Raw genomic sequence first — 25,646 nt, 5'->3', positions numbered from 1 at the left:
CGCCTGGTTTCGCGGGAGGGGAGGGCACCGTGAGTAGGGGGGAGATGGGGCACGGTGCTCTCCCGGGGCAGTCGGGCGCCGAGTCGCGGCGCGACGAAATATTCGTACTAGCTGGGACTATGACCCACTTCGAGCCATCCTTCAACGGAACCGGTGGCTATTGGTGACTGATGTCAATGATCGGTTAGGCCAGATGGCCCATCGCGGCGGGTCGTGAGTGGAAAGTGTTGCCCGTGTTCTTGCGGGACACCCGCACCCGGGGCGACGACTTTCCACTCACGACCGCCAGGATTAGAAGGTTACTTTGTCAAGTTGCTTGTTCTTCGCGAACTTCGCGATCCGTTCCTGCAAAGTGGAGTTATTGCTCCCGCGTGCGGACGCGGACGCCCCGGCTGAGTCCGGCGGCACGTCCGGCCGGGGGTCGCCGGCACAGGTGGTCGTGGTGCCCGGCAGCACGCCGTCCACCAGGTAGCGGTCCACCAGCGCCTGCACGCAGGTGTTGCTGACGTAGAGCCCGTGCGTGCCGTCGTCGGGGACCGAGATCAGGTGGTCGCGGAGCTTGGCGGCCATCGCCGGCCCGCCGTCGTACTGGGTCTGGGTGTCCCCGTCGGCCTGGATCACCAGTCCGGTCGGGTAGCCGCGCTTGAGGTCGGTGACCCGGTCCGGCGGGGTGAAGCTGCGGAAGGTGCAGCCGTTCGGCGCGGCACGGGAGATACCACCGCCGTACGGGTACCGCTCGCGGTACAGTCGCATGTCGCTGTAGTAGATCTGCAGATCCTTCGGCCAGTCGGCCTCACAGGTGACGGTCTGGAAGACGCCGCTGATGGTCGACGGCACGGCCAGCGCGTACAGCGCGCGGGCCGCCTTGCCGGCGTCCACCATCTCCGGCGAGTCCGGCGCGATGACCCCGTCCGCCGCGTCCGACAGCCGCTTGATCACCTCACCGGCGGAGTCCCACAGCGGGCGGTACCTCGCCGCGCTGCCGAGCAGCACGTCGTAGATGGTCCGGTCGACCTCGCCGTACTCCGGGTCGGTGACCGGCCGCACCGCGAGCTTCGCGGCCAGCGCCTCGCTGTTGGCGAACACCTCGCCCGCCGACTTCCCGAGCCCGTAGGTACCGTCGCGCTCGCCGAGCCAGCCGACCAGCAGGTCCACATTGGACCGATGGGCCAGTGCCTGCTGCTTGAACTGCTCGCGCCAGATCCAGTCCGGGCTGACCGCGGAGTCCAGCACGTTCCGGTCCAGGCTCTTCGGGAACAGGCTGCCGAAGACCGCGCCGAGGTAGGTGCCGTAGGAGAAGCCGAGATAGTTGATTTTCTTTTCGCCCAGCACGCCGCGCATCACGTCCATGTCGCGCGCGGTGTTGGGGGTGTTGACGAACGGGCGCAGGCCGCCGGCGGCCCGCTCGCAGCCGTCCTCGCCCGCCCGCGCGTCCGCGGTCCAGAGCGCGAACTCCGCGTCGTCGGGGCGGCTGGACAGCCCCTCGATCGCCGGCGGGGCCTCGCAGTTGAGCGGGGTCGACCGGCCGACGCCGCGCGGATCGAACCCGATCAGGTCGTAGGCCTGCGCGATCGGCCTGTCCGCGAAGAAGTTCGGCAGGCCGATCCCGGAGCCGCCGGGGCCGCCGGGGTTGAGCAGCAGCACTCCGCGCCGCTTCGCCGGGTCCTTCGCGGGCAGTTTGCTGATGGTGACCGATATCCGTTCGGCGCCGGGCTGCCGGTAGTTCATCGGCACGGTCAGCGCGGCGCATTGCAGGTTGGCGAGCGGCCCGGAGGGCTCGCACGGTGTCCACGCCGGCTGCTGCCCGTAGAACTCGGTCAGCCCAGCGGGCACTGTGGGCACTGTGGGCACTGCGGTGGCGGCCGGGGCACCGGCCACCACCACCCCGGCGGCAACGGCCAGGCTCAGCCCGGCCGTGATGGCGCGCCGCCAACTGGATCTTCTTGCTGTCATGGAGACCCCTCGATCGCTGTGTGCTACCCAGACGGCTCCGACACTATGGGCGCGGCGGGTCGCCGACATCGGCCGATCGGCGCTTGTCGCCAAGTGACAACCCGGCCGGTGTCAGCGCTCGTCTCCGGCGACGATCAGCCCCGACTCGTAGGCGGCGATCACCAGCTGCGCCCGTTCCCGCGCGCGCAGCTTGCCGAGCAGGTGGCTCACATGCGTCTTCACCGTCCCGGTGCTCACCTGTAGCCGCGCGGCGATCTCCGAATTGGACAGTCCGCGGGCGACCAGCACGAGCACTTCCCGTTCCCGCGCGGTCACGCCGTCCAGCTTCGCCGGAGCCCGCCGTCCGCCATCCGGGCGCCGGGCGAACTCGGTGATCAGCCGCCGGGTGACGCTGGGCGCGAGCAGCCCTTCGCCGGCCGCGACCACCCGGATCGCGGCCAGCAGCTCGGCCGGCCTGGTGTCCTTGAGCAGGAAACCGCTGGCACCGGCGCGCAGCGCGGCGTACACGTAGGAATCCAGGTCGAACATGGTCAGGATGAGCACCCTGGTCTCGCTCGCCGCGCAGATCCGCCGGGTGGCCTCGATCCCGTCCAGCTCCGGCATCCGCACATCCATCAGCACCAGATCCGGCCGGTGCGTCCGGGTGAGTTCCACGGCCTCCGCGCCGTTCTCCGCCTCCCCGACGGTGCACAGCCCCGGCGACGCGTCGACCAGCGCCCGGAAACTGCCGCGCAGCAGGGCCTGGTCGTCCGCGACCAGTACCCGGATCACGCGGGCTCCCCGTACGGCAGCCGGGTGAACAGCCGGAACCCGCCTTCCGGGCGCGGCCCGGCGGCGAACTCGCCGCCGTACATCGCGACCCGCTCCCGGACGCCGATCAGCCCGTGCCCGCCGGGACGCGCCGGCAGCATCCGGGCGCCGGGGCCGTCGTCGGTCACCTCGATCCGCAGTTCGCCGCCGCGCCCGTCCACCGCCACCAGGCACTGCGCCGGTGCGGCGTGCTTGATCACGTTGGTCAGCGCCTCCTGCACGATCCGGTAGGCGGAAAGCTCCACCCCTTCCGGCAGCCGGGGCACCCCGTCCGTGCGCAGCTCCACCCGCACCCCGGCCATCGCGGCCCGGCCCGCCAGCTCCGGCAGTCCGGCCAGGCCGGGCACCGGGCCGAGTTCGGCAGTGGGCTCGGGGCCGTTCTCCGCCCGCAGCACGCCGAGCAGGTGCCGCATCTCGGTGAGTGCGTCCCGGCTGGTGTTCTCGATCAGCTCCAGCGCGTCCCGCGCCTGGACCGGCCGCACGTCGTGCAGGTGGTTGGTCACCCCGGCCCGTACCGCGATCAGGCCCATGCTGTGCGCCACCACGTCGTGCAGTTCGCGGGCGATGCGCAGGCGTTCCTCGGTGACGGCCTGGTCGGCGAGCTGCGCGGCGGTGTGCGCGGCATACGTGCGGCGTTCGCGGACGGCACGTCCGACCGTCCAGGCGCCGCCGAGCACGGCGACCCCGAACAAGTAGAAGCCGAACTGCGAGTCGATGCCGGGCCTTGGTGTACCGAGTCCGCCGGCGAGCACCACGAATCCGCTGAGCACGGCGATCGCCAGGGTGGGTTCCCAGTGCGGCCGCCTGCCGGTGAGCGCGACCAGGTAGAGCGCGAACCCGGCGGCGAGGAAGGACTCGGTGACCAGCCGCAGCGAAAGCGAGAGCAGCGACAGGCCGAACACCACCGCGAAGACCGGCAACGGCCAGCGCCTGCGCACCGCCACCGGCAACCCGATCCCGGCCACGATCAGGCATTCCCACCAGGACGGCTTTTTGCCGTCGGCGAGCAGCAGGGTGAGCAGCACGGTCGTGTAGAGCACCGCGGCCAGCGCGTCGAGCGCGAGCAGGCGGCCGGGCCCCAGCCGCCGGACGAAGAGCGGGCGCAGTTCGGGATCGGGCACTTCCCGACGGTATCCGTCCCGTTCGGCCGCCGCCTCTGTCTGGAGATAGAGACGCCGGTTCGGTCCGTGGCCCGATGTGCGCGGCGTCCGCGCCGGGCAACGTCAAGGGCATGATCGAAGTACGGGAACTGACCAAGCGCTATCGGGGCGCGGTCGCCGTGGACGGGCTGTCCTTCGTGGTGAAACCGGGCAGTGTCACCGGTTTCCTCGGTCCGAACGGCGCCGGGAAGTCCACCACCATGCGGGTGCTGCTCGGCCTGGACGCGCCGACCTCGGGCACCGCGCTGGTCAACGGCCGCCGCTACGGCGAGCTGACCGGGCCGATGTTCGAGGTGGGCGCGCTGCTGGACCCGGGCGCGGTGCACGGCGGCCGCAGCGCGTTCATGCACCTGTACTGCCTGGCGCGGACCAACGGCATCGGCCGCCGCCGGGTGGCCGACGTGCTGGAACAGGTCGGCCTCGCCGGGGTCGCGCGCAAACGCGTGCACGGGTTCTCGCTCGGCATGAAGCAGCGGCTCGGCATCGCGGTGGCGCTGCTCGGCGACCCCGGGGTGCTGATGTTCGACGAGCCGGTCAACGGTCTCGACCCGGACGGGGTGCGCTGGATCAGGGAGCTGATGCGCTCGCTGGCCGCCCAGGGGCGGACCGTGCTGATCTCCAGCCACCTGATGAGCGAGATGCAGCTGACCGCGGACCGGCTGGTGATCGTCGGCAGGGGACGGCTGATCGAGGACACCACGGTCGCCGAGCTGGCCCAGCGGTTCCGGCTCGGCGTGCTGGTGCGGTCCCCGCTGGCCGCCGAGCTGACCGGCGTGCTCACCGCGGCGGGCGCGGAGGTGGTGCCCGATCCCGGCGGCGGGTTGTCGGTGCACGGCATGGAGGTCGCGCGGATCGGGGACCTGGCCGCGGCGCAGGGCATCCCGGTGCACGAGGTGACTCCGCGCAGTGCGTCGCTGGAGGACGCCTATCTGGCGCTCACCGCGGCGGATGTGGAGTACCGGGCGGGTGCGCGATGACCGGCCCGCTCGCCGACGTGCTGCCTTCCGAATGGCTGAAGATCCGGTCTTTGCAGTCCTCGCGGTACTTCCTGGCCGCGACCGCCGGGGTGTGGGTGCTCGGGGTCGCGGTCGCGGTGATGTGGGCCAGGTTCTGGGACGGCCTGCGACCCGGCGAGCAAAGCGTCGTGGCGGCGGACCCGGACGCCACCGTCGGGGTGGCCACGCTGCCGTTCCTGCAGTTGTGCTTCGGGATCTTCGGCGTTCTCGTGATCACCGCCGAATACGGCAGCGGTACGATCTCGGCCAGCCTCACCGCGGTGCCGAGGCGGCGCGTGCTGTTCGCCGGAAAGGCCGTGGTGGTAGGGATTCTCGCGTTCACGGCCGGGATCGTGGTGATGACGCTGACCTATTTCGCGAGCGTGCTGATCCTGGGGGACCGGCCGTTCGCCGGATACGCCGCGCCGTTCACCGACGAGATCCCCGGCCTGTTCGGCGCTGGCCTTTCGGTGGCCGTGGTGGCACTGGCCGGGCTCGGCGTCGGTACCCTGCTGCGGTCCACGGCCGGCGGGCTTTCCGCGGTGGTGGCGCTGCTGTACCTGGCCGAGATGCTGCCGCAGATCCTGCCCTCGCCGTGGAACGAGTGGGTCCGGGCGCTGCTGCTGCCGCACCTGACCGAACGGATCACCGGCGCGGTGCCGGACGGGCTGCTGTCGATACCGGGTGTGTTGGCCGCGTTCGCCGCCTACCTGCTGGTCACCCTCGGCTTCGCAACCTCCCACCTGAACCGCCGAGACGCGTGAATATCCGGCGAGTCCCACACTCGCGCACCGCGAGTCCCACGTTCGCGCACCGCGAGTTCGACGTGCGGTGGGGCTCAGTGGGAGCTGGAGGCTTGCCAGAGGTTGATGCCGACGTCCACGGCGTGCTCGTCGATCTCCGCCAGCTCGGCGTCGGTGAAGTCCAGATTGGACAGTGCGGCCACGTTGTCCTCCAGCTGGTGCACGCTGCTCGCGCCGATCAGCACCGAGGTCATCCTGGGATCGCGCAGGCCCCAGGCGAGCGCGAGCTGAGCGAGGCTCTGCCCGCGCCGGCCGGCGATCTCGTTCAGCGCGCGCACCCTGGCCAGTTTCTCCTCGGAGAGCATGCCCCGGTTGAGGGCGCCGCCGGTGGCCGCGCGGGAGTCCTCGGGCACGCCGTCCAGGTAGCGATCGGTCAGCAGGCCCTGCGCCAGCGGCGAGAACGCGATGCAGCCGGCGCCCGCCGCGTCCAGGGTGCCGAGCAGGTCCTGCTGCTCGGTCCACCGGTTGAACATCGAGTAGGACGGCTGGTGGATCAGCAACGGCGTGCCGAGCTCCTTCAGCAGCCGGGCCGCTTCGGCCGACTTTCCGGACGAATACGACGAGATTCCCACGTAGAGCGCGCGCCCGGAGCGCACCGCGGTGTCCAGCGCGCCGACCGTCTCCTCCAGCGGCGTGTCCGGGTCGAAACGGTGGGAGTAGAAGATGTCCACGTAGTCGAGGCCCAGCCGGTCCAGCGACTGGTCCAGCGACGCGAGCAGGTACTTGCGCGAACCCCAGTCCCCGTACGGCCCCGGCCACATGTCGTAGCCCGCCTTGCTGGAAATGACCAGTTCGTCCCGGTACGGACGGAAATCGGTGGCCAGCAGCCTGCCGAAATTCCGTTCCGCGGAACCGTAGGGCGGCCCGTAGTTGTTGGCCAGGTCGAAGTGCGTGATGCCGAGGTCGAACGCCCGGCGGCAGATCGCGCGCTGGGTCTCGAACGGGCGGTCGTCCCCGAAGTTGTGCCACAACCCCAGCGAGATCGCGGGCAGCTTCAGCCCGCTGCGACCGCACCGCCGGTAGGGGATCGATTCGTATCGGCCGTCCGCCGCCAGATAGCTCACCCGCCGAGCGTAGACGACACCGATCACCGCCGGCCGGGATGGATTCGGCCCCGCGCCGCGTTGAAAAGGAGAACACTGGTCAGAACGACACCAGGAGGTAGCCCCAGTGCTGGATCCCGAAGAGCTCTACGAGGTGGACTCCGACGTCCCGAACCTCGAGGGTGCGGTACTGCTGCACCACTTCGACGGGTTCCTGGACGCGGGTGCGGCGGGCCGCACGCTCACCGACCACCTGCTGGAGGAGCACGAGCACCGGGTCATCGCCCGGTTCGACGTGGACCGGCTGATCGACTACCGCTCCCGGCGGCCGACCATGACCTTCCTCACCGACCACTGGGAGGAGTACGAGGCGCCGGAGCTGGTCGTGCGGCTGCAGCACGACACCGCCGGCATCCCGTTCCTGCTGCTCACCGGGCCGGAACCGGACCGCGAATGGGAGCGGTTCACGGCCGCGGTCGGCGCGCTGGTCGAGCGCTGGGGCGTCCGGCTCACCGTCGGCATGCACGGCATCCCGATGGACGTGCCGCACACCCGTCCGCTCGGGGTGACCGCGCACGGCACCCGCCCGGAGCTGGTGCAGGGCCACCAGCCCTTCCTCAGCCGGATGCAGATCCCGGGCAGCATCGCCGCGCTGCTGGAGTTCCGGCTCGGCGAATCCGGCCACGACGCGATGGGCTTCGCTGCGCACGTGCCGAACTACCTGGTCCAGGCGACCTACCCGGGTGCGGCGCTGACGCTGCTGGAGACGGTCGGCGAAGCCACCGGGCTGAGCCTGTCCGGGGACGCGCTGCGTGAAGCCGGCCGCCGGGCCGACCTGGAGATCGGCAAGCAGGTGGCGGAGTCCGACGAGGTGGCCGAGGTGGTGCGGGCGCTCGAGCGCCGCTACGACACCTTCCTGGACGCGAGCAAGCGGGAGAGCCTGCTCGCCGAGTCCGAGGGCGAGCTGCCCACCGCGGACGAGATCGGCGGCGAGTTCGAGCGGTTCCTCGCCGAGCAGGAGCGCACCGACCCGCGCGACTAGGCCCGCGCGTGCGCGGAAAGTGCCTTATCGGTGCTTTCCTCACCGCGTGGCCACTCCCGGGTAACTGAAACGATGCCTGACCGTTGCACGGCGAAAACGTCATTATGGCCGGTCAGGCTGCCACTGGCGGGTGTCGGTGCGGCGGAAAAGCGGCCCATTCTGGGCTTCCGCTAATTGTTCTTCGCAAAACTAACGAATTGGCGCGAGCCTGTCGCGCTGAACCGTGATCCCTGTCTCGATCGCAACCATTGCACGCCCGTACCACTTCGCATAGGCTCCGGGCACCTGAGGTTCCCCATCTCACCGAACACGAGATCCGCCGGCTCCTCGATACCGATCGGCGCCGGTATATCGGCGAGATTTGCCGAACCCGTCATTGAACAAGCCCAAGGACATGCAATGGACACATTTCTTCAGACCAAGGGTCCGTACTTCCGGGACCTTCCCGGCCATGGCCGTCCGCCCGTGATCGACGTGCCGAGGCAGCCCCAGCCACCCGTCGGGCTGCGCAGTTCCAAGAAGCACCGCACCCGCACCACGCTCTGGCTGGAAGCGATGAAACTGTTCGCGGACAAGGGGCCCAGCCAGACCACCGTGGCGGACATCGCGCGCTCGGCCGGCATCTCCGAGCGAACCTTCTTTCGTTACTACCCGACCAAGGAAAGCGTTCTGGTCGGAATGGTCGAACAATTTTACGGAAATCTCGCCAAGCTGGTGATCAGTCGTCCGGCGCCGTCCGGATTCCTGCGCTCGGTCTCTTCCTCCATTGCCGACGCATACGCGCTCACGCATGGATCGCCCGATGTGGACGGTCACATCCGGGAGGGAATCCGCAACTCTCTCGAGGTGTACAAGGCGACTCCGTCCGCCCGCTTCGCCGTGCACAACATCATCACCGACACCAAGGAACGCCTCGCCGGGCACCTCGCCGAGCAGTGGGGTTTCGACCCGGAGCGCGACCCGCGCCCGCGTGCGATGGCCAATATCGGCCTGTCCTTGGTGTACGAGACCGCGCACTGGTGGGCGCACGACCGCTCGCGCGGGCTCAACGAGATCGCCGGCATCATGGCCGAGGTGGCCACCGGTGGCGAGTCCGCGTTCATCGGCCGCTAGCGGACCCGGCCCGGCTCGCGTCACAGCCAGCCGGGCAGCACGAACAGCAGCCAGGTGGTCAGCGGCGCCACCACGATCATGGTCATGCCCCACAGCATCAGCCCGCGGAACACCTGGTCGCGGCGTTCCTGCGGGGTGCTCGCCACCACCAGCGCGCCACTGGTGGAGAACGGTGAGGAGTCCACGATCGACGAGGACAGCGCGAGTGCGATGATCACGCCCACCGCGCCGAGCTGGCCGGCCTGCAGGAACGGCACCGCCAGCGGGATCAGCGCGCCGAGGATGCCGGTGGTCGAGGCGAAGGCGGACACCGCGGCCCCGATCAGGCAGATCACCAGCGCGCCCAGCAGCGGCACCGGGATGCCGGCCACCTTGTCGCCGAGCCATTCGATGGTGCCGATCCGTTCCATCAGCCCGACGTAGGTGACCACCCCGCAGATCAGCAGCACGGTCGGCCACGCCACCTGCGCGACACAGGCCTTGGTGGCCTGCGGCGAGATCAGGCAGATCAGGGTGGCGATGCTGATCGACAGCAGCCCGACGTCCAGCCCGAAGAACAGTGCGCCGGCGGCGAGCGAGACCAGGCCGATCAGGGTCAGCCAGCGCTGCAGGTCCAGGGTGGTCACCGGCTCGTCACTGCCGGTCGAGTCACCGGCCGAGCCGGAGATGGTGGTGGCGGGCACGGTCACGCCGGTGCCGGTCGAGGTGCCGCCACCGACGGTCACCTCGGTCCGCTCGCGGGCGGTTTCGGTCACCCGCACCTGCTGCCGGAGCAGCGCCTTGCCGCCGAACAGGAAGAACACCACCACGCTGAGCAGCAGGTTGAAGCCGAACGAGCTCGCCCACAGCAGCCCGGGGTTGGCGGCGAGGCCGCTGCGCGACACCACGCCGTTGGTGATGCTGCCGAAGATGCTGATCGGGGAGAAGCCGCCAGCGCTGGCGCCGTTGATGATCAGCAGGCCCATCAGCATGGGGTTGATCCGGTAGCGCACGGCGAAGTTCAGCCCGACCGGCGCCATGATCGCCACCGCGCCGGGCACCACCGCGCCGACCATGGTGAGCAAGCTGGTCACCCCGAACATCACCCAGGGGATCAGCGCGATCCGACCGCGGACCAGCCGCACCCCGGCGTGGATCAGCCAGTCCACCGTGCCGTTGTTCTTGGCGATGGCGAAGAGCAGGGTGACCCCGACCAGCACGACGAACAGGTCACCGGGAAAACCGGCGAGCAGATCGTCCGCGCTCTCGTCGAAGATGAAGGTGCCGATGGCGAACGTGCCCAGAAAGGCCGCCGCGCCCATGTTCACCGAGCGCAGAGTGGCCAGTAGGAAAATCAGTACCAGACCGATGATGGAGATGACCTGCGTTGACATCTGCGGCTCGCTTCCACATTCCGGAAACCTTGTCTCGCAGAGAGGAATTATGGTCCACGACACATCCAGCGTCAAGGGTTGATTAGCATTGCAAAAGGGTTGGCGAAGCGGGTCGGGCGGGTTTAGGCTCTATCCACTAGGCGGTATTGTTTTTCCGCTATGTGGAATACCAGGCTTCAGTCCAGCGTCGAACGGAGTCAAGATGGCGCAGTCCACTGGTCGGCATTTCCTGCAGATTCCCGGCCCCACCAACGTTCCGGACCGGGTGCTGCGGGCCATGGCGGCGCCGACCATCGACCATCGCGGGCCCGATTTCGCGGCACTCACCACGGAACTGCTGAAAGGCCTCAAACCGGTCTTCGGCGCGGCGGGCCCGGTGGTCGTCTATCCCGCTTCGGGCACCGGCGCCTGGGAGGCGGCGCTGGTGAACACGCTGAGCCCCGGCGAACTGGTGCTCGGTTTCGAAACCGGCCATTTCGCCACACTGTGGCGAGAAATGGCCGAAAAACTGGGCTTGTCGGTTGATTTCGTACCGGGCGACTGGCGCCACGGCGCCGATCCCGGGGTGCTCGCCGAACGGCTCCGCGCCGATCCGGAGCACCGGATCAAGGCCGTCTGCGTGGTGCACAACGAGACCTCCACCGGGGTCACCAGTCGGATCCCGGAACTGCGCGCGGCGATCGACGAAACGGGTCATCCGGCCCTGCTGCTGGTGGACACCATTTCGTCACTGGGCTCGATCGACTACCGGCACGACGAATGGGGCGTGGACGTCACGGTCGCCGGCTCGCAGAAAGGGCTGATGCTGCCACCCGGCCTGAGCTTCAACGCCGTGAGCGAGAAAGCCTTGCGCACCAGCGAAAACGCCCGGCTGCCGAGATCGTTCTGGGACTGGGGCCCGATCCTGGCGGCGAACAGGCAGGGCGCCTTCCCGTACACCCCGGCGACCAACCTGCTCTACGGCCTCGGTGAAGCCCTGCGGATGCTGGAGGAGGAAGGGCTGCCGCAGGTGTTCGCCCGTCACGCCCGCCATGCCGAGGCCACCCGCGCCGCGGTCCGGGGCTGGGGGCTGGAGGTGCTCTGCGCCGACGAGCGCGAGCACTCCGGTTCGCTGACCGCGGTCCTGCTGCCGGAGGAGCATGACGCGGACAAGGTGCGCGAGGTGATCCTGGACCGGTTCGACATGTCGCTCGGTGCCGGGCTCGGCAAGCTGCGCGGCCGCATCTTCCGGATCGGCCATCTCGGCCACTTCAACGACCTCACCCTGGCCGGCACACTGGCCGGGGTGCAGATGGGCCTCGAGCTCACCGGGGTGCCGATCGACCGGGGCGGGCTGAACGCCGCCCTCACCGTGCTGGGCGCACCGTGACCCCGGCCGCCAGGGACCTGGAAAGCTTGCTGCGCAAGGACTTCCGCGGCGAGGTCAAGTTCGACGACTACACCAGGCACCTGTTCTCCCGTGACGCCAGCATGTACTCGATCACGCCGCTCGGGGTGGTCTTCCCGCGCGACACCGACGACATCGCGGCCGCCGTCTCCGCGGCCGCCGCGCACGGCGTGCCACTGGTGCCCAGGGGTGCGGGCACCAGCCTGGCCGGGCAGACCATCGGACCCGGTCTGGTGCTGGACTTCTCCCGGCACCTGAACCGGATCATCGAGCTCGACCCCGAGTCGCGGACCGCGGTGGTGCAGCCGGGAGTGGTGCAGGACCAGCTCAACCGGGCCGCCGCGGCGCACGGCCTGATGTTCGGCCCGGACACCTCCACCAGCAACCGCGCCACCATCGGCGGCATGATCGGCAACAACTCGGCCGGCAGCGGCTCGGTGCGTTACGGCATGACGATCGACCACGTCCAGGAACTCGACGTGGTACTGGCCGACGCCACCACCGCGCGGTTCGGCCCGGTCGACGCCGCCGAGCGGGCCCGACGCGCCGGCTCGCGCACCTTGGAAGGCGCGCTCTACCGCGAGCTGCCGACGATCGTGGAAAAGAACCGGGCCGCGATCGAGACCGGGTTCCCGGCGTTCTGGCGCCGGGCCGGCGGCTACCGGCTGGATCGGCTGGCGCCCGCGGTGCTGTCCGGAACAGAGCCTTTCGACCTGGCGAAGTTCGTGGTCGGCGCGGAGGGCACGCTGGTCGTGACCGGTTCCGCGACGGTGGGCCTGGTGCCGAAACCGAGTCGCACGGTGATCGCGGTCGGGCACTTCGACTCCACCGCCGCGGCCATCGCGGCCACCGGCGACGCACTGTCCTGCGAGCCGGCCGCGGTCGAGCTGATGGACCGGACCATCCTCGACCTGTCCCGCAAGAAGATCGAGTACGCGTCGCTCGGCACCATCCTGGAGGGCGACCCCGATGCGCTGCTGTTCGTCACCTTCACCGGGGACGACGAGCGCGAACTGCTCGCCGGCCTGGACCGGCTCACCGCGCTGTGGCGCAAGAACCGGCACGGCTACCACACCCTGCGCGCGGTGACCCCCGCGCAGCAGGGCGCATTGATGAAGGTGCGCAAGTCCAGCCTGGGGCTGCTGATGGCGGCCAGCGTCGGCGCCCGCCGCCCGCTGGCCTTCGTCGAGGACACCGCGGTGGATCCGGTGCACCTGTCCGAGTACACCGCCAGGTTCAAGGAGGTGCTGGACCGGCACGAGCTGGAGGCCGGGTTCTACGGCCACTGCTCGGTGGGCTGCCTGCACGTCCGGCCGTTCGTGGACCTCACCGTGCCCGGCCAGGTGGCGAAGATGCGGCGGGTGGCCGAAGAGGTCAAGGACCTGGTCGCCGAGTACGGCGGGGTCAACTCCAGCGAGCACGGCGACGGCCTGGCCCGCAGCGAGTTCAACCGCGAGATCTTCGGCGACGAGCTGTACCAGGCGATGCGTGCGGTCAAGGGGGTCTTCGACCCGCGGAACCGGATGAACCCGGGCAAGATCGTGGACGCGCCGTCGATGACCGACCACCTGCGCGACCCGGCGCTGCCCGAGCCGTCCCCGATCCGCACCAAGCTGTCCTTCGAGGTGGTCGGCGGCATGCGGGGCGCCGCGGACCGGTGCATGAACATCGGCCTGTGCCGCAAGAGCGACACCGGCGCGATGTGCCCGTCGTACATGGCCACCCGGCAGGAGGAGGACTCGACCCGCGGCCGGGCGAACGCGCTGGTGAAGGCACTGTCCGAACCGGACCCGAAGGCCGCGCTCGGCGACGAGCGGCTGCACGAGATCCTCGACCTGTGCCTGATGTGCAAGGCGTGCAAGAGCGAATGCCCGCTGGGTGTCGACATGGCGACGCTGAAGAGCGAGACCCTTGCACACCACCACGACCTGCACGGCGTTCCGTTGCGGTCCAGGGTGTTCGGCGGCATCCGCTGGCTCAACCGGCTCGGTTCGGCCACCGCGCCGCTGTCCAACCTGCCCGGCCGGATCCCGCCGCTGCGACGGCTGATGGAACGCTTCCTCGGCATCACCGCGGCCAGGCCGCTGCCGAAGTTCCAGCGCGGGCACCTGATCCGCTGGTTCCGCCGACGCCGGTCGACTCCGAATTATGTGGCGTCACGGGGAACGGTCACCTTCCTGGCCGACTCGTTCACCACCTACACCGAACCGAGGATCGGCAAGGCCGCGGTGCGGCTGCTGGAACGGGCCGGCTGGCAGGTGCGGCTCGGCGCGGAGGGCTGCTGCGGCCGTTCCAGCCTGTCGAAAGGACTGGTGGACGACGCGAAACGCAAGGCGGGGCGGCTGGTCGACGCGCTGACCGCGGATGCCGAGCCCGGCTCGCCGATCGTGGGCTGCGAACCGTCCTGCGTGATGACCCTCAAGGACGAGATCCGCTCGATGCTGCCCGGCGACCCCAGGGTGCTGGACGTCTCCGGGCGGGTGCGCCAGATCGAGGAGCTGCTCACCGAGGCCATCGACGACGGGACCCTGCGGCTGGCCGGGACGGGCTGGCCGGCCGGTCAGCGGATCCTGTTCCACGGGCACTGCCATCAGAAAGCGGAGGTCGGTACCGCGGCCACGATGGCCCTGCTGAAGCGAATTCCCGGTGCGGAGGTGGTGGAGCTGGACGCAGGCTGCTGCGGGATGGCCGGTTCGTTCGGGTTCGAGGCGGAGCACTACGAAATTTCCATGAACGTCGGTGCGGACCGGCTCTTCCCCGCGATCGAGGCCGAGCCGCGGGGCACGATCCTGGCCGCCACCGGGGTTTCCTGCCGCCAGCAGATCGCGCAGGGCACCGAGCGCACCGCCTGGCACCCCGTCGAACTCGTCCTCGCCGCCCTCCACGAGTGACCCCACCGGCAAATAGCCGGCTTTTCGCCCTGGCGCGCTGGGGCAAATAGCCGGCTATTTGCCCTTTCGCGGGTTACTCGGCGGTGGTGTCTTCGGGGGTGGCGCGGGCCAGGGCGGCGAGCAGGTCCAGCGCCGTGACCAGTACGTCCGGCGGGGGACTGGCCAGCGCCACCCGCACCGCGTTCGGCGCGTGCCCTGACCCGGCGGCGAAGGCGGCGGCGGGGCTGAGCGCGATGCCGTGCCTGGCCGCGGCCGCGACGAAGGTCTCCGCGCGCCACGGTTCGGGCAGCTCCCACCAGAGGTGGTAGGCGTGGGCGTCGCCGTGCAGCCGGAAACCGGCGAGCCGTTCGCCGGCGAGTTTCCGGCGGCTCACCGCGTCCCGTCGTTTGCCCCGCTCGATCGCGGTGACCGTGCCGTCGGTGATCCAGCGGGTGGCCGCCTCCAGCGCGAAATGGCCGGGGGTCCAGGTGCCGGACCGGAGCGCGCTCGCCACCTGGGCACCGACGGCTTCCGGGACGACCAGGAAACCGAGGGTCAGGCCCGGGGAAAGCCGCTTGGACAGGCTGTCCACCACGATCACCCGCTCCGGCAGCAAGGCGGCCAGCGGTGGCAGGTCGTCGCGGAGGAAGGCGTGCACGTTGTCCTCGATCGCGGGCAGGCCCAGCTCGTCCAGCGTTTCCGCCAGCTCGGCCCGCCGCTGCGGAGCCATCGTGACGCCCAGCGGATTGTGCAGGGTCGGCTGGAGATAGACGGCTCGTAATGCACCGAGCCGATGTGCGGACCTCAGTGCACTCGGGCTCAGGCCGTACTCGTCCGACTCCAGCGGCACCAGCGCGATGCCGAGCCTGGCCGCGATGGCTTTCACCAGCGGATAGGTGAGCGTGTCCACCCCGAGCCGTTCGCCGACCGGGACCAGCGCGGCCACCGCGGCGGCGATCGCCTGCCGGCCGTTGCCGGCGAACAGCAGCCGCGCCGGGCTCGGCCGCCAGCCCGCCCTGGAGAGCATCGCCGCACCGGCTTCGCGGGCGGCGCCGGTGCCGGCCACCCCGACCGGGCTGAGCACGGTGGACATCGGGCCGGCGGTCAGCAGCGGCGCCAGGCTCTGCGCCTGCAGGGCCGGCTGCTCCGGCAGCACCGGGAGGATGAGCTCCAGGTCGACCCTGGCCGCGGCCGGTTCGCTGAGCGCGGTCTCCACCGGTGGTCTGCCGGTGCGCACGAAAGTGCCCCGGCCGACCTCGCCCGCCACCAGCCCGCGCCGGTTCAGCTCGCCGTAGACCCTGGCCGCGGTGGAGCCGGCGATGCCGCGCTGCCTGGCGAACCGGCGCTGCGGGGGCAGCCGGTCGCCGGGTCGCAGCCGCCCGGCCGCGATGTCGCGCGCGATGGCGTCCGCGATCAGCCGGTAGTCGTCCATTATTGCTCCGAGTACATTGTCCTTATTGCACCGAGATATTGCCCGGCATAGCCTCGAGACGTCAAGGCGGTGTCGGGAAGGAACAGACGTGAGCAAGGCTTCGGTCAACGGGATCACCGTCGGATACGACGACCTGGGCGGCAGTGCCGTCGGCGCCGGTAGCGATGTTGAGCCGCCGCTGGTGCTGGTGCACGGCCATCCGTTCGACCGGTCGATGTGGCGCCCGCAGGTCCAGCGGTTCGGCCGGACCGGCAGGCGGGTGCTCGCGGCGGACCTGCGCGGGTACGGGGAAAGCACGGTGGTGCCGGGGAAAACCAGCCTCAGCACGTTCGCCGAGGACCTGGCCGCCCTGCTCGACCTGCTCGGGGTGGCGGACATCGTGCTCGGCGGCCTCTCCATGGGCGGCCAGATCGTGCTGGAGTTCTACCGGCTGTTCCCGGACAGGGTCCGCGGCCTGCTGCTCGCGGACACCTTCGCGCAGGCGGAGACCGGCCCCGGCCGGCAGGCCCGCTACGACCTGGCCGATCGGCTGGTCCGCGAGGGCATGACCGGTTATGCGAATGAGATACTGCCCAAAATGGTGGCTCCGGACAACATTCGGACACTGCCGGCGGTCGCCGCACAGGTATGGGACATGATGGCGGGCGCCCCGGCTGAAGGCGCAGCCGCGGCATTGCGTGGCAGGGCCGAGCGGCCCGACTACAGCGCGCTGCTTTCCGCCATCGCGGTCCCGGCCCTTGTCGTGGTCGGCCGGGAGGACGAATTCACCCCGGTCGCGGATGCCGAGTTCATGTCCGAACGGATCCCGGGTGCCGAGCTGGCGGTGATCGAGGGCGCCGGGCACCTGCCGAACCTGGAGCGGGAGAGTGCATTCAACATCGTGACGGCCCGCTTTCTGGAGACGGTCGGCGCGCACCGGCCCGGCCGGTGACGCACACGCTGACCAGCGGGTGGCCTCGGACACGTCAACCGGTGGCCGCGGCGGGCCCGGTTCGCCCCCGCCATACCATCGTGTACTGCGGAAATGCCGGAAATTCGGGCGACATGCGCTTCCCATTTCGGGTGAACCGCCATTCGGACGCCGATTGATCCGCGAACTCGACGGTGCGTCGCGTAGCGAAGAAAACGGGATGTATGGCATTCTGTGAGATGTCGGTCGTAGCGGGTGCTCACGGTATCCGCGGGGGTGAGTCTTCCGCCATGCATGGGCGAGAGGATTCCTGACCGTCACTTCTTCGGTACGTGACGAAACGGTGGAAAGCATGGCGCAGCAAGTTCTGGTTTCTCTGGTCGATGACATCGACGGCTCCGAGGCCGACGAAACCGTCGAGTTCGCTCTGGACGGGGTCACCTATCAGATCGACCTCTCCGAGGACAACGCGGGCGAGCTCCGTGACGCCCTCGCGCAGTACGTCGAGCACGCTCGGCGTTCCGGTGGCCGCAAGCGCACCGGTGGCAGGGCGGGCGGCACCGGTCGTCCTGCCTCGGCCGACCGCGAGCAGAACCAGGTGATCCGCGCCTGGGCCCGCGACAACGGGTTCGACATCTCGGACCGGGGGCGGATCCCCAGCGAGGTCGTCGAGGCCTACAACGGCAAGAAGTAGCACCCTTCTCGCGGGGCTTGGTTTGTCCGCACCAGTCCACGGGTAGCCCGTTCGCGCAGGCAACTCGTACGGAGGTGCTCAGTGGCAGACAACACCAGTGGTCCCGCTGAAGGCGTGAAGGGTGTCGTCGAGGACGTCAAGGGCAAGCTGAAGGAAGCCGGCGGCGTGCTCGGCGGCAACGACTCACTGCAACGCGAAGGTCAGGCCCAGCAGGACAAGGCCGAAGCGCAGCGTGAAGTCGCGGACAAGGAGGCGGCGGCCGAGAGGGCGCGCACCGAGGCCGCGGCGAACGAGGCACGTGAGCGGCGCGAGCAAGGCTAGGCGACCGCAAATCCGGCGCCGACGGAGAACTTCCGTCGGCGCCGGATTGCGTCTACAGCATTTCCGGTTCGAGGCCGGGCTCGGCGTCGAACCGGTCGAAGGGGAACATCGGCCGCCGGATCCGGTGATGGCCGAGCCTGGCCAGGTCCTGGTCCACCCCGCCGGGGGTCAGCGCCAGCAGCCAGTCGGCCGCCAGCTCGTACAGTTCCGGCTCCAGGTAACCGATCTTGACCACGGTCAGGTCCACTTCGGCCGGTTCGAGGCCGAGGTCGGTGAAGTCGCGCACGTGGTGGAAGGGCTTGCGGCGCTCGGTGATGATCGAGTAGACCCCGCCGGCCCGGAGCACCACGACGGTGCCGCCGACCGGGTCCTGGTGCACCCCGTGCACGTCGGCGGTGAGCCCGACCGGGCGGGACGGGCCGCCGTCGATCTTGCCGCCCACCCACAGGCTCACTTCGGCGCCGACGCCCGCCTTCGCGGCGACGGCGACGCTGTCCGGATCGACGATGCTCGCGTGGATCACGGTCGCGCCGGCCTCGGTGATCGACGGGTCGGAGAGCAGCTCACGCAGCGTCCAGGACACGTCGCCGGCACCGCCCGCGGTCGGGTTGTCACCGGAGTCGCTGATCAGGAACGGCCGCCGGGTGCTGGCCAGTCCCTTCGCCACGCATTCGGCCAGGGAGCCGGTCGGCGCCACGAACGAAAACTCGGCGCGCGCCCGCCAGTACCCTTCGGCCAGCTCACGCGCCTTGGCGCGGACGAGTTCCCGGTCGTCGCCGGTGACAACCACAGCAGCCTGGCACCGGGGCTCGTCCGCCCAGGCGTAGCCGACCCAGATCGCGGCGTCCAGGATTCCGGGCAGTGCCTCGATCTCCGGAATCCGCGCGTACAGGCTCTTCGCCGGCTCAAGCCGGGTACTGGTTTTCTCGCCGGGCAGGAGCACCGGGACCTGGATCCAGGCCTTCGCCGGTTTGCCGCCCTCGCGCAGCCGCGTCACCAGGTTCCTGGCCGCGCGTTCCCTGGTCTGCCAGGTGTCCTCGTGCGGGGCCGTCCGGTAGCAGGTGATCAGGTCGAGCGCGGTGGCGAACTCGCGTGAGACGTTGCCGTGCAAGTCCATCGACGCCGAGATGAGCACGTCCCGGCCGACCGCTGCCCGGAGGTCGGCCACCAGGTCGGCCTCCGCGTCGGTCATCCCGGCCACGCTCATCGCGCCGTGGATGTCCAGCAGCAGCCCGTCCAGCGGTGCGGTGTCGGCGATCCGCGCCAGGATCTCCGCCTTCAGCCGCCGGTACACCTCGGTCTCCACCGCGCCGCCGGGGAGCGAAACCGCGTGCAGCAGCGGAACCCACTCCGCGTCGAGGCCGGAGCCAGGTCTGGTCCACTCGTAGCGGTCCAGCAGCTCGTCGCCGCGGGTCACCTGGAAGGCGTCCAGGCCGGTGCGGTGCGGCGAGAAGGTGCTGCTTTCGATGGCGATTCCTGCGATGCCGATGCGGAGCGGGGTTGCCATGACCTGCCTTTCCGGGTTTCCGTCCGGGTTGAGTCCGGAGTGGACGTCAGCCGGTGAGTGCGTTGTCGAGGACCAGGATTCCGGCGCCGAGCACCCCGGCGTCGGCCCCGGCCCCGGCCAGCCCGATTTCCAGGTTCTGGGTCGCCACCGGCAGGCAGCGCTCGTACAGCGCACCGCGCACCGCCGCGACATAGGGTTCGATGGTGGCCATCCGGCCGGCGAGCAGCAGCGCGTGCGGGTCGAAGAAGTTGACCATTGTGGACAGCACCTCGCCGAGTTGCCGCCCGGCGAACCGGACCACCGAGGTGACCACCGGGTCGAAGTTGGCGGCCAGGCCGGCGAGTTCGGCGGTGGTGCTGATCTCGATGCCCTTGCCGGCCACGGTGGAGAGCACGGCGCCCCCGCTGGCGATGGTCTCCAGGCAGCCGGTGTTGCCACAGCTGCAGGGCAGGTCCCCGGCGGCGGGTACGCGCACGTGGGTGACGTCCCCGGCGACCCCGCTGGCGCCCCGGTGCACCCGCCCGGCGGAGATCATGCCGCAGCCGATCCCGTTGCCCGCCTTGACCACCATCAGGTTCTCGCCGGTCCGGCCGCGGGTGTGGTACTCGCCAAGCGCCACCAGGTTCGCGTCGTTGTCCACCAGCACCGGCACCTCCAGCCGGTCGGCGAGCCGGTCGCGTACCCCGAAACCGTGCCAGCCCGGCATCCGCGAGGCGCCGACCACGGTGCCGTCGGTGAAGTTCACCGGCCCCGGCAGCCCGACGCCGAGGCCGAGCAGCCGGCGGTCGAGCAGGGCGTCCTGGCGGATGAACTTCAGCGAGAGCGCCAGCAGTTCGTCCAGCACGGCCTCCGGCCCCGCGGTCACGTCGAGCTCGAAGTCCTCCGCGCGCACCAACGTGCGGCCGAGGTCTACCGCACCGAGGCGGACGTGGCAGACCCCGAGATCGGCTGCGAGCACGAAGCCGCCGTCGCTGCTGGGCCGCAGCAGCCGGGGCCGGCGCCCGCCGCGAGACGGGCCTTCCCCGGTCTCGGACAGCAGCCCGGCGTCGATCAGCTCCTGGACCCGCAGCGAGACCGTGGAACGGGCGACGCCGAGGATCCGGGCCAGGTCGGACCGCGAAGCGGCCGCTCCCGAGGACACCAGCCGCAGGATGTGCGCCGAAGAGTCCGGCTCGTCCACTACGGGGATCTGTCCGGTCATCGCGGCGCTCACCTTTGTTCGATCGTCGAATCAAGTGGGACGGCCGGGAACCCTCCTGCTTTCACCGTCGTACCCGGTGCACAATAGCCAGGCTGGTTCGATGGCCGGAACTTGGTCCGGCGAGGTCCCTACCTTGGTTCGATGGTCGGACTAATGCGGATCGTCACGGGGCGGAGCGCGCGGGGGTGGCTCCTTCGGCGATCAGGCGCTGGGCGCGCAGGGCGATCTGGATGTCCAGCCGGTCGTCCGCGTTGGTCAGCCGGGCACCGAACAGCTCCTCCAGCTGCCGCATCCGGTAGCGCACGGTCTGCGGGTGCACGCTGAGCTCCTCGGCGATGTCCGGCGCGCCGCCCCGGGTCTCCAGCCAAGCGAGCAGGGTCTCGCCGAGGCGTTGCTGCTGTTTGGCGGTGAGGCCGCGCAGCGGTGCCAGCGCGACGTCGGTGAGCTGCTCGATCAGGAACTCGTCGGCGAGCAGCCACAGGGAACGGAGCTGGTCGACGTACTGGGTCACCGGCTGGCCGGGCACGACCCCGCGTTCCACCAGGGAGATCGTCCGCCTCGCCCAGCGCAGCGAGGTGCGCGCGTCGGAGAGCCGGACCACCGGGCCGACCGCGGCCCGCCAGCCCTGCAGTACGGCGGGAAGGTCGGTCGCGCTGCCGGCGGGCAGCACCAGGCAGGGCTCCTCGGCCTCGACGTCGCAGAGCACGTCGGCCGGGATCGCGGCCGGTTCGAACCGGCGATGTGCGAGTCGTTCCAGCGCGACCACGGTGATCTGCTCCGGCACCGCCCAGCCCGCCGCCGCGGCCCGGCTCACGATCACCTTCGGCGACGCCGGGGGTGAGGCCAGGATCGCCTCGAGCAACCGCCGGCGATGGCTCTCCAGCGTGCGGGTCGCCTTGAGCTGCGCCCGGGTATAGCCCTCGATCGACATAGCGGACATTTCGTCCACGTAGGCGAAGATCGCTTCGGCGCCGACGCAGAGCAGTTCGGTCGGCAGGTTCAGCATCTGGCCGATCTCCGCCACGTACCGCCAGGCGACCCGGCCGCCGACCCGGTACGCGGTCTGCAGGCAGTTGAGCGAGCGGCCCTCGCCGAACTCCAGCTCGCCGAGACGCCGGAACATGGCGGCCCATTGGTCCTGCGGCGCCCGCGAGTCGCCGATGTTGTCCAGGCAGTGCAGCACCGCCTGCTCGATACCGAGCGTGATGGTCTCGCCGAAGAGCCCCTCCAGCGGCTGCGCGTACTCCGGTACCGCGCGCTGGATCTCCTGCAGGATGCTCTTGGCCATGGCGTCCGCGTGCGGGCGGAACTCGTCCGCGAGCTCCCGCGGCCACAGGGACCACAGCCTGCTGGCGCGGCCGATCTCCATGCCCCGTACCGCGCTCTCTTCGGCGCCTCTCCGCGGTGCGGGTACCGGGGCCTTGGCGCCCGTGCGCGGCCTGCTGCCCGCCGGGCTCGGGATGGAAGTTCCGCTGGGCCGCTTGGCGCGGCGGTGCTGGCCGTTCAGATCGGTCGGCATGCTTCCCCTGTGCAGCAAGAACGGTCGGTCGCAACCGGTGGTGACCGGCCGGTGGAATGGTGAATTTATTTTCTGGGTAAAGAGCTGTCAATGGCAGTGTCGTCGATTAATGGCAAAATGTCGCAGATCTTCACCTGTTTGAGTGAACGGAAGTTGGTTGTTGAATCTTATAGCAAACGCAGAGTTGCTTTACGGTGGAGTGTGGTGTGGTGTCGTCCTGATCGTTGGTCCCGTCGGGGGTCCGCCGAAGGGGTAAAGCCTGCCGTGCGTCCCAGTGCGGCGATCGAACCTGAAAAACATTTCAAAGAGATTCCGCCGGTGAATTACGGTCAGGCTCCGGGGAAGTCGGGCCAGCGGGTCGCGGGGCCACCTCGACCACAAGTCGCGGGACACTCTTTGGCACGCCGGTGACAATTTTTCGCGGCCGATCGTGGTTTCGTTCCCATGAAGTTGGAAACTCTTGTCAGTACCGCGGGGGGTCAGTAATATCCCGCCCGGTCCCACGTTCGCGGGGGTGTACGCGGGCCGGAATCCGGCCACCGGTCGTGGTGGACGTGAGCACCATGCGGAATTGCCGTCCGGTCCGGCGCGCCCGCCCCCGTTTCCGGTGTGCGCCGATGCCGCTCGAGGAGGGTGTCCTGGTGGCCAAGGCACGCCGTGCGCGCGAGGTCCTGCGGTTCGCCGTCGCCGCGTTGTCGCTGGCCGTGGTGGCCGCGACGGCGAGCGCGGGCCCGGCCGCCGCGGGCCCGGTGCGCGGCCACGGCGGCGGCACCTGCCGGTTCCCGCAGGGCGACGGCGAGGTGCCGGTCGGTCTCGCGCTGACCCTGCCGGAGGCCGCGCTGACCGGGCAGCCGGTGCAGGCCACCGGCCTGGTCTTCACCGTGGAGCTGCCGGCGAGCGTGGTGGACGCGCTGCGAAACTGGGGCGCGGTCCGGCTGGAAGGTCATGTGGGCGGCGAACTCGCCGTGCGCGACGGGGGCGGCGCCACCGCTGTGGTGCTCGCACCGATGCGGATACCGCTGACCACACTGCCCGCCGCTGGTGCGCTGCGGATCCCGGTTTACGGCACCGTGCCGCCGGTCATCGCGCACCGGCCGGGGCGGCTGACCGTTGAACTCGCGAAGCTCACCACTGCGCTCGTCGTGCACGGGCTCCGGGACCAGATGCCGGTGTCCGAGGCCGTTTCCTGTACTCCCGGCCCGGCGCCGCCTGCCGAGCTCGGCGCCATCCCGGTGCGCGGCAGCGAACTGCCCGCGCCGCCGGCGACGGACGGGTCCGGGGTGGAGATCGGCCGGGACGGTAGGCCGGAACCGCAGGCGGACGGCGGGGAAATCCCGGTGTCGCTCGAGGTGGACGGGCTCGCGCGGATCGCCGGTCTCGGCGGGGTGGTCGCGCTGGCCGACGGTCGTTTCGACGCGAAGGTCTATCCGCGGGGCAGTGTGCGCGGGAACTTCACGTCACCGGTGAAGCCGGGCTCGTTCGCCGTTCCCGGGGCCGAACGGGTGACCGGTGCGCTCGAATTCACGCAATATGGTGAAGCCTCGGGCGCGGCCACCGTGAAGATCACCCCGGGGCCGGGTTTCGTGGTGGACGCGGATCTGTCGATCAAGTTGTTCATCCGGCTGCTCAACGCCGAGGTGGACGGGCGTTCGCTGGACGTCGGCGGCGACTGCCGCACGCAGAGCCCGATCTCGTTGCGGCTGAAGGGCACGGTCCTGCTCGCCGGTGGATCGCCGCCGCCGACCGTGATGGGCAGCGGGTTCGCGGTGCCGCCGTTCGCCGGCTGCGGGGTGACCGAGGACCTCGACCCGCTGTTCACCGACATGGTGTCCGGGCCGGGCAACGAGCTGACCACCACGCTGATCCTGCGCTGCTTCGGTGCGCGACCCTGTCCGGTGGATTGACCGGTGATCGGCACAATAAATCCGATATCTTTTGTCGTGCGGGTGACAAGTTTCTTTCTTGACTATTGTTAAACCGAGGTAAACCGCGTTAACTCTTGCATTGCGGTGATCGTGCCGTTATCGTCTGACAAGAGCGAACGGCCAGCCCCCCGACGACAGGTTCGCTCGGCTCGAGAATACGGGTTTCGCATTCCGGGAATTCGTATTCGTCTCCCAGGTGAACCTCGTCTTGCCGCTCTGCCCCCAAGCGGCAAGACGAGGTCCCCGCCGGGTTCAGGGGTGATGCGTGGAGGCCACGGTGTACAGCTGCGGCTCCGGGTGGCTCATCGCCGCCGCGTCGGTCAGGTGCTGACGGCAGTCCGGGTGGCTGAGCATCGCCTGCAGCGACTGCTGGTCGGTCCACTGGGCGTAGTTCACCACGTGCTTGCCGTCCAGGCTCTTGTGCAGGTTCGCCGAGATGAAGCCGGGGAGATGCTTGATCACCGTCTCGGTGGCGTCCACCAGCAGGTCCACCAGTTCCTGCTGACGCTCCGGCTCCACGGTGAAGCGGTTGATCACGGTGATCACCCCGGCGCCGGTGTCGATCGTGCTGCTGGTCATGCGTGCTCCTCTTCGTCGTTGGTCCCCTTCGCAGTCAGCATAGGATCCGGCGCCAGCGTATTGACAAAGAAGTTTTGTACGTAAACACTTGGCTTTATGACTGAGCTGCTCCAGCTTCGCGCCCGCCTCGCCGCGACGCCGCCGGCGGTGTACTCGGCCCTCACCGAGGCCACCGCGCTGACCACCTGGCTGGCCGAGTACGCCGACATCTCCTTGCCGCAGCGGCGGTTCGAGTTCTGGGGCCGGTACACCCCGCAGGGTGCACGCGGCCGTCAGCGACTGCTCGAAGCGGAGCGGGACCGGCTGCTGAAGTTCGCCTGGACGCTCGACGGCAAGGCCACCACGGCGGAGATCCGGCTGGCTCCGGACGGGCGGGACGGCACCGAGCTCACCGTGGTCCAGGACGGGGCGCCCACGCTCGAAGAGTTGATGGCGCCCACCGGCCGTCGTGACGGGCTGCATTCGCTGCACACCTTCTGGGGGTTGGCGATCGCCGGGCTCGCGGAGTACGTCGAGGGGCGTGAGCTGACGCCTAAGTGCGATTTCGGCCCGGACCGGGCGGCCGAAATCCGCATCGAGGTGACCGTCGGCGCCCCCGCGGACGAGGTCTTCGAGTCGCTGATCGACCCGGTGCGGATCGGCCGGTGGTTCGGCTGGGAGGCCGAGGTCGAACCCCGGCTCGGCGGCCGGATGACGCTCGGCGCGGACGGCCGGATCTTCGAGTTCGAGCCCGGCCGGAAACTGGCCTACGGGGACGGGGAGATGGTGGTGCGCTGGGAGCTCGCCGAGTCCGGCGGCGGCACCAGGCTCACCTTTGTGCAAAGTGGATTCGAGCCGGGCGAACTGGACAACGCCGCGCAGCACGAGGCCGGCTGGCTGGCCGGGATCGCCGAGCTCAAGCGGATGCACGAGCTCGGTGAGCGGTGGCAGCCGCTGACCACCGAACTGCCCGCCGACCCGGAACGGTAAACCGCGGCGACTTCTCCGGCGGGCACTGAGACGATGGGCC

General features: G+C 69.9%; 21 protein-coding genes. 11 read left to right on the top strand and 10 right to left on the bottom strand.

Annotation, left to right across the window (positions count from 1 at the left end; all coding sequences use genetic code 11):
• Positions 1-291 precede the first annotated feature (291 nt).
• From AMYNI_RS43645 to AMYNI_RS0105460, 3 genes are all read right to left on the bottom strand, one after another.
• The gene (locus AMYNI_RS43645; protein ID WP_211225458.1) at positions 292-1,953 is read right to left on the bottom strand and encodes an alpha/beta fold hydrolase; all 1,662 of its coding nucleotides are present in this window, start codon (positions 1,951-1,953) and stop codon (positions 292-294) included.
• Positions 1,954-2,064: 111 nt separating this feature from the next.
• Positions 2,065-2,724, bottom strand: a complete 660-nt coding sequence (locus AMYNI_RS0105465; RefSeq protein WP_020666976.1) for a response regulator — start codon at positions 2,722-2,724, stop codon at positions 2,065-2,067.
• Positions 2,721-3,884 carry a sensor histidine kinase gene (locus AMYNI_RS0105460; RefSeq protein ID WP_020666975.1) on the bottom strand — a complete coding sequence of 388 codons (1,164 nt, stop codon included), beginning with the start codon at positions 3,882-3,884 and terminating at the stop codon, positions 2,721-2,723. Before AMYNI_RS0105460 ends, AMYNI_RS0105465 begins: the two co-directional genes overlap by 4 nt.
• Before the next feature lie 110 nt (positions 3,885-3,994).
• On the opposite strand from AMYNI_RS0105460, the gene AMYNI_RS0105455 reads away from it, so the two are divergent.
• Together AMYNI_RS0105455 and AMYNI_RS0105450 are read left to right on the top strand one after the other, a co-directional pair.
• A complete protein-coding gene (locus AMYNI_RS0105455; protein ID WP_026360084.1) occupies positions 3,995-4,900 on the top strand; it encodes an ATP-binding cassette domain-containing protein in 906 nt (301 codons plus the stop codon).
• A complete protein-coding gene (locus AMYNI_RS0105450) occupies positions 4,897-5,682 on the top strand; it encodes an ABC transporter permease (protein ID WP_020666973.1) in 786 nt (261 codons plus the stop codon). Before AMYNI_RS0105455 ends, AMYNI_RS0105450 begins: the two co-directional genes overlap by 4 nt.
• A 74-nt stretch (positions 5,683-5,756) precedes the next feature.
• Here AMYNI_RS0105450 and mgrA read toward each other — a convergent pair whose 3' ends face one another.
• Positions 5,757-6,785: an L-glyceraldehyde 3-phosphate reductase gene (gene mgrA / locus AMYNI_RS0105445; RefSeq protein ID WP_026360083.1), complete on the bottom strand. Its 1,029-nt coding sequence runs from the start codon at positions 6,783-6,785 to the stop codon at positions 5,757-5,759.
• A 106-nt stretch (positions 6,786-6,891) separates the two neighbouring features.
• Here mgrA and AMYNI_RS0105440 point away from each other — a divergent pair, with 106 nt between their 5' ends.
• Both AMYNI_RS0105440 and AMYNI_RS0105435 read left to right on the top strand, forming a co-directional pair.
• A complete protein-coding gene (locus AMYNI_RS0105440; protein WP_020666971.1) occupies positions 6,892-7,806 on the top strand; it encodes a proteasome assembly chaperone family protein in 915 nt (304 codons plus the stop codon).
• 399 nt (positions 7,807-8,205) lie between these two features.
• Positions 8,206-8,919, top strand: coding sequence for a TetR/AcrR family transcriptional regulator (locus tag AMYNI_RS0105435; protein WP_020666970.1), 714 nt, complete (start codon positions 8,206-8,208; stop codon positions 8,917-8,919).
• A gap of 20 nt (positions 8,920-8,939) precedes the next feature.
• Here the strand turns inward: AMYNI_RS0105435 and AMYNI_RS0105430 are convergent, their stop codons facing one another.
• Complete coding sequence (locus AMYNI_RS0105430; protein WP_020666969.1) at positions 8,940-10,292, bottom strand: SLC13 family permease; 1,353 nt, start codon at positions 10,290-10,292, stop codon at positions 8,940-8,942.
• Positions 10,293-10,494: 202 nt separating this feature from the next.
• Between AMYNI_RS0105430 and AMYNI_RS0105425 the strand changes: the two genes are divergently transcribed.
• Positions 10,495-11,661, top strand: coding sequence for a pyridoxal-phosphate-dependent aminotransferase family protein (locus tag AMYNI_RS0105425; protein WP_020666968.1), 1,167 nt, complete (start codon positions 10,495-10,497; stop codon positions 11,659-11,661).
• Positions 11,658-14,570 (top strand): FAD-binding and (Fe-S)-binding domain-containing protein, encoded by a 2,913-nt coding sequence (locus AMYNI_RS0105420; RefSeq protein WP_020666967.1) that lies wholly within the window; start codon positions 11,658-11,660, stop codon positions 14,568-14,570. Before AMYNI_RS0105425 ends, AMYNI_RS0105420 begins: the two co-directional genes overlap by 4 nt.
• A gap of 73 nt (positions 14,571-14,643) precedes the next feature.
• Here AMYNI_RS0105420 and AMYNI_RS0105415 read toward each other — a convergent pair whose 3' ends face one another.
• Positions 14,644-15,981, bottom strand: a complete 1,338-nt coding sequence (locus AMYNI_RS0105415) for an aminotransferase-like domain-containing protein (RefSeq protein ID WP_020666966.1) — start codon at positions 15,979-15,981, stop codon at positions 14,644-14,646.
• Positions 15,982-16,069: 88 nt separating this feature from the next.
• Between AMYNI_RS0105415 and AMYNI_RS0105410 the strand changes: the two genes are divergently transcribed.
• The 3 genes from AMYNI_RS0105410 to mbp1 all read left to right on the top strand — a co-directional run bounded on the left by AMYNI_RS0105410 (position 16,070) and on the right by mbp1 (position 17,906).
• Positions 16,070-16,912: an alpha/beta fold hydrolase gene (locus tag AMYNI_RS0105410; protein ID WP_020666965.1), complete on the top strand. Its 843-nt coding sequence runs from the start codon at positions 16,070-16,072 to the stop codon at positions 16,910-16,912.
• 331 nt (positions 16,913-17,243) lie between these two features.
• Positions 17,244-17,585, top strand: a complete 342-nt coding sequence (locus tag AMYNI_RS0105405) for a histone-like nucleoid-structuring protein Lsr2 (protein ID WP_020666964.1) — start codon at positions 17,244-17,246, stop codon at positions 17,583-17,585.
• 81 nt (positions 17,586-17,666) lie between these two features.
• Positions 17,667-17,906 carry a microaggregate-binding protein 1 gene (mbp1, locus tag AMYNI_RS0105400; protein ID WP_020666963.1) on the top strand — a complete coding sequence of 80 codons (240 nt, stop codon included), beginning with the start codon at positions 17,667-17,669 and terminating at the stop codon, positions 17,904-17,906.
• Positions 17,907-17,958: 52 nt separating this feature from the next.
• Here mbp1 and AMYNI_RS0105395 read toward each other — a convergent pair whose 3' ends face one another.
• The 3 genes from AMYNI_RS0105395 to AMYNI_RS0105385 all read right to left on the bottom strand — a co-directional run bounded on the left by AMYNI_RS0105395 (position 17,959) and on the right by AMYNI_RS0105385 (position 21,983).
• Entirely contained in the window at positions 17,959-19,413 is a 1,455-nt protein-coding gene (locus tag AMYNI_RS0105395; RefSeq protein ID WP_020666962.1) for a M81 family metallopeptidase, read from the bottom strand.
• Positions 19,414-19,459: 46 nt separating this feature from the next.
• The gene (locus tag AMYNI_RS0105390) at positions 19,460-20,614 is read right to left on the bottom strand and encodes an ROK family transcriptional regulator (RefSeq protein ID WP_020666961.1); all 1,155 of its coding nucleotides are present in this window, start codon (positions 20,612-20,614) and stop codon (positions 19,460-19,462) included.
• A gap of 163 nt (positions 20,615-20,777) precedes the next feature.
• Positions 20,778-21,983 carry a PucR family transcriptional regulator gene (locus tag AMYNI_RS0105385; protein ID WP_020666960.1) on the bottom strand — a complete coding sequence of 402 codons (1,206 nt, stop codon included), beginning with the start codon at positions 21,981-21,983 and terminating at the stop codon, positions 20,778-20,780.
• Between the two features lie 767 nt (positions 21,984-22,750).
• Here AMYNI_RS0105385 and AMYNI_RS47030 point away from each other — a divergent pair.
• A complete protein-coding gene (locus AMYNI_RS47030) occupies positions 22,751-24,037 on the top strand; it encodes a DUF6801 domain-containing protein (RefSeq protein ID WP_020666959.1) in 1,287 nt (428 codons plus the stop codon).
• A 273-nt stretch (positions 24,038-24,310) separates the two neighbouring features.
• Here AMYNI_RS47030 and AMYNI_RS0105375 read toward each other — a convergent pair whose 3' ends face one another.
• A complete protein-coding gene (locus AMYNI_RS0105375; protein ID WP_020666958.1) occupies positions 24,311-24,637 on the bottom strand; it encodes an antibiotic biosynthesis monooxygenase family protein in 327 nt (108 codons plus the stop codon).
• Positions 24,638-24,733: 96 nt separating this feature from the next.
• On the opposite strand from AMYNI_RS0105375, the gene AMYNI_RS0105370 reads away from it, so the two are divergent.
• Complete coding sequence (locus AMYNI_RS0105370; protein WP_020666957.1) at positions 24,734-25,606, top strand: SRPBCC family protein; 873 nt, start codon at positions 24,734-24,736, stop codon at positions 25,604-25,606.
• Positions 25,607-25,646 lie beyond the last annotated feature (40 nt).

The organism is Amycolatopsis nigrescens CSC17Ta-90 (assembly GCF_000384315.1).
Taxonomy (GTDB): Bacteria; Actinomycetota; Actinomycetes; order Mycobacteriales; family Pseudonocardiaceae; genus Amycolatopsis; species Amycolatopsis nigrescens.
This window is presented reverse-complemented; position numbering and strand designations above follow the sequence as displayed.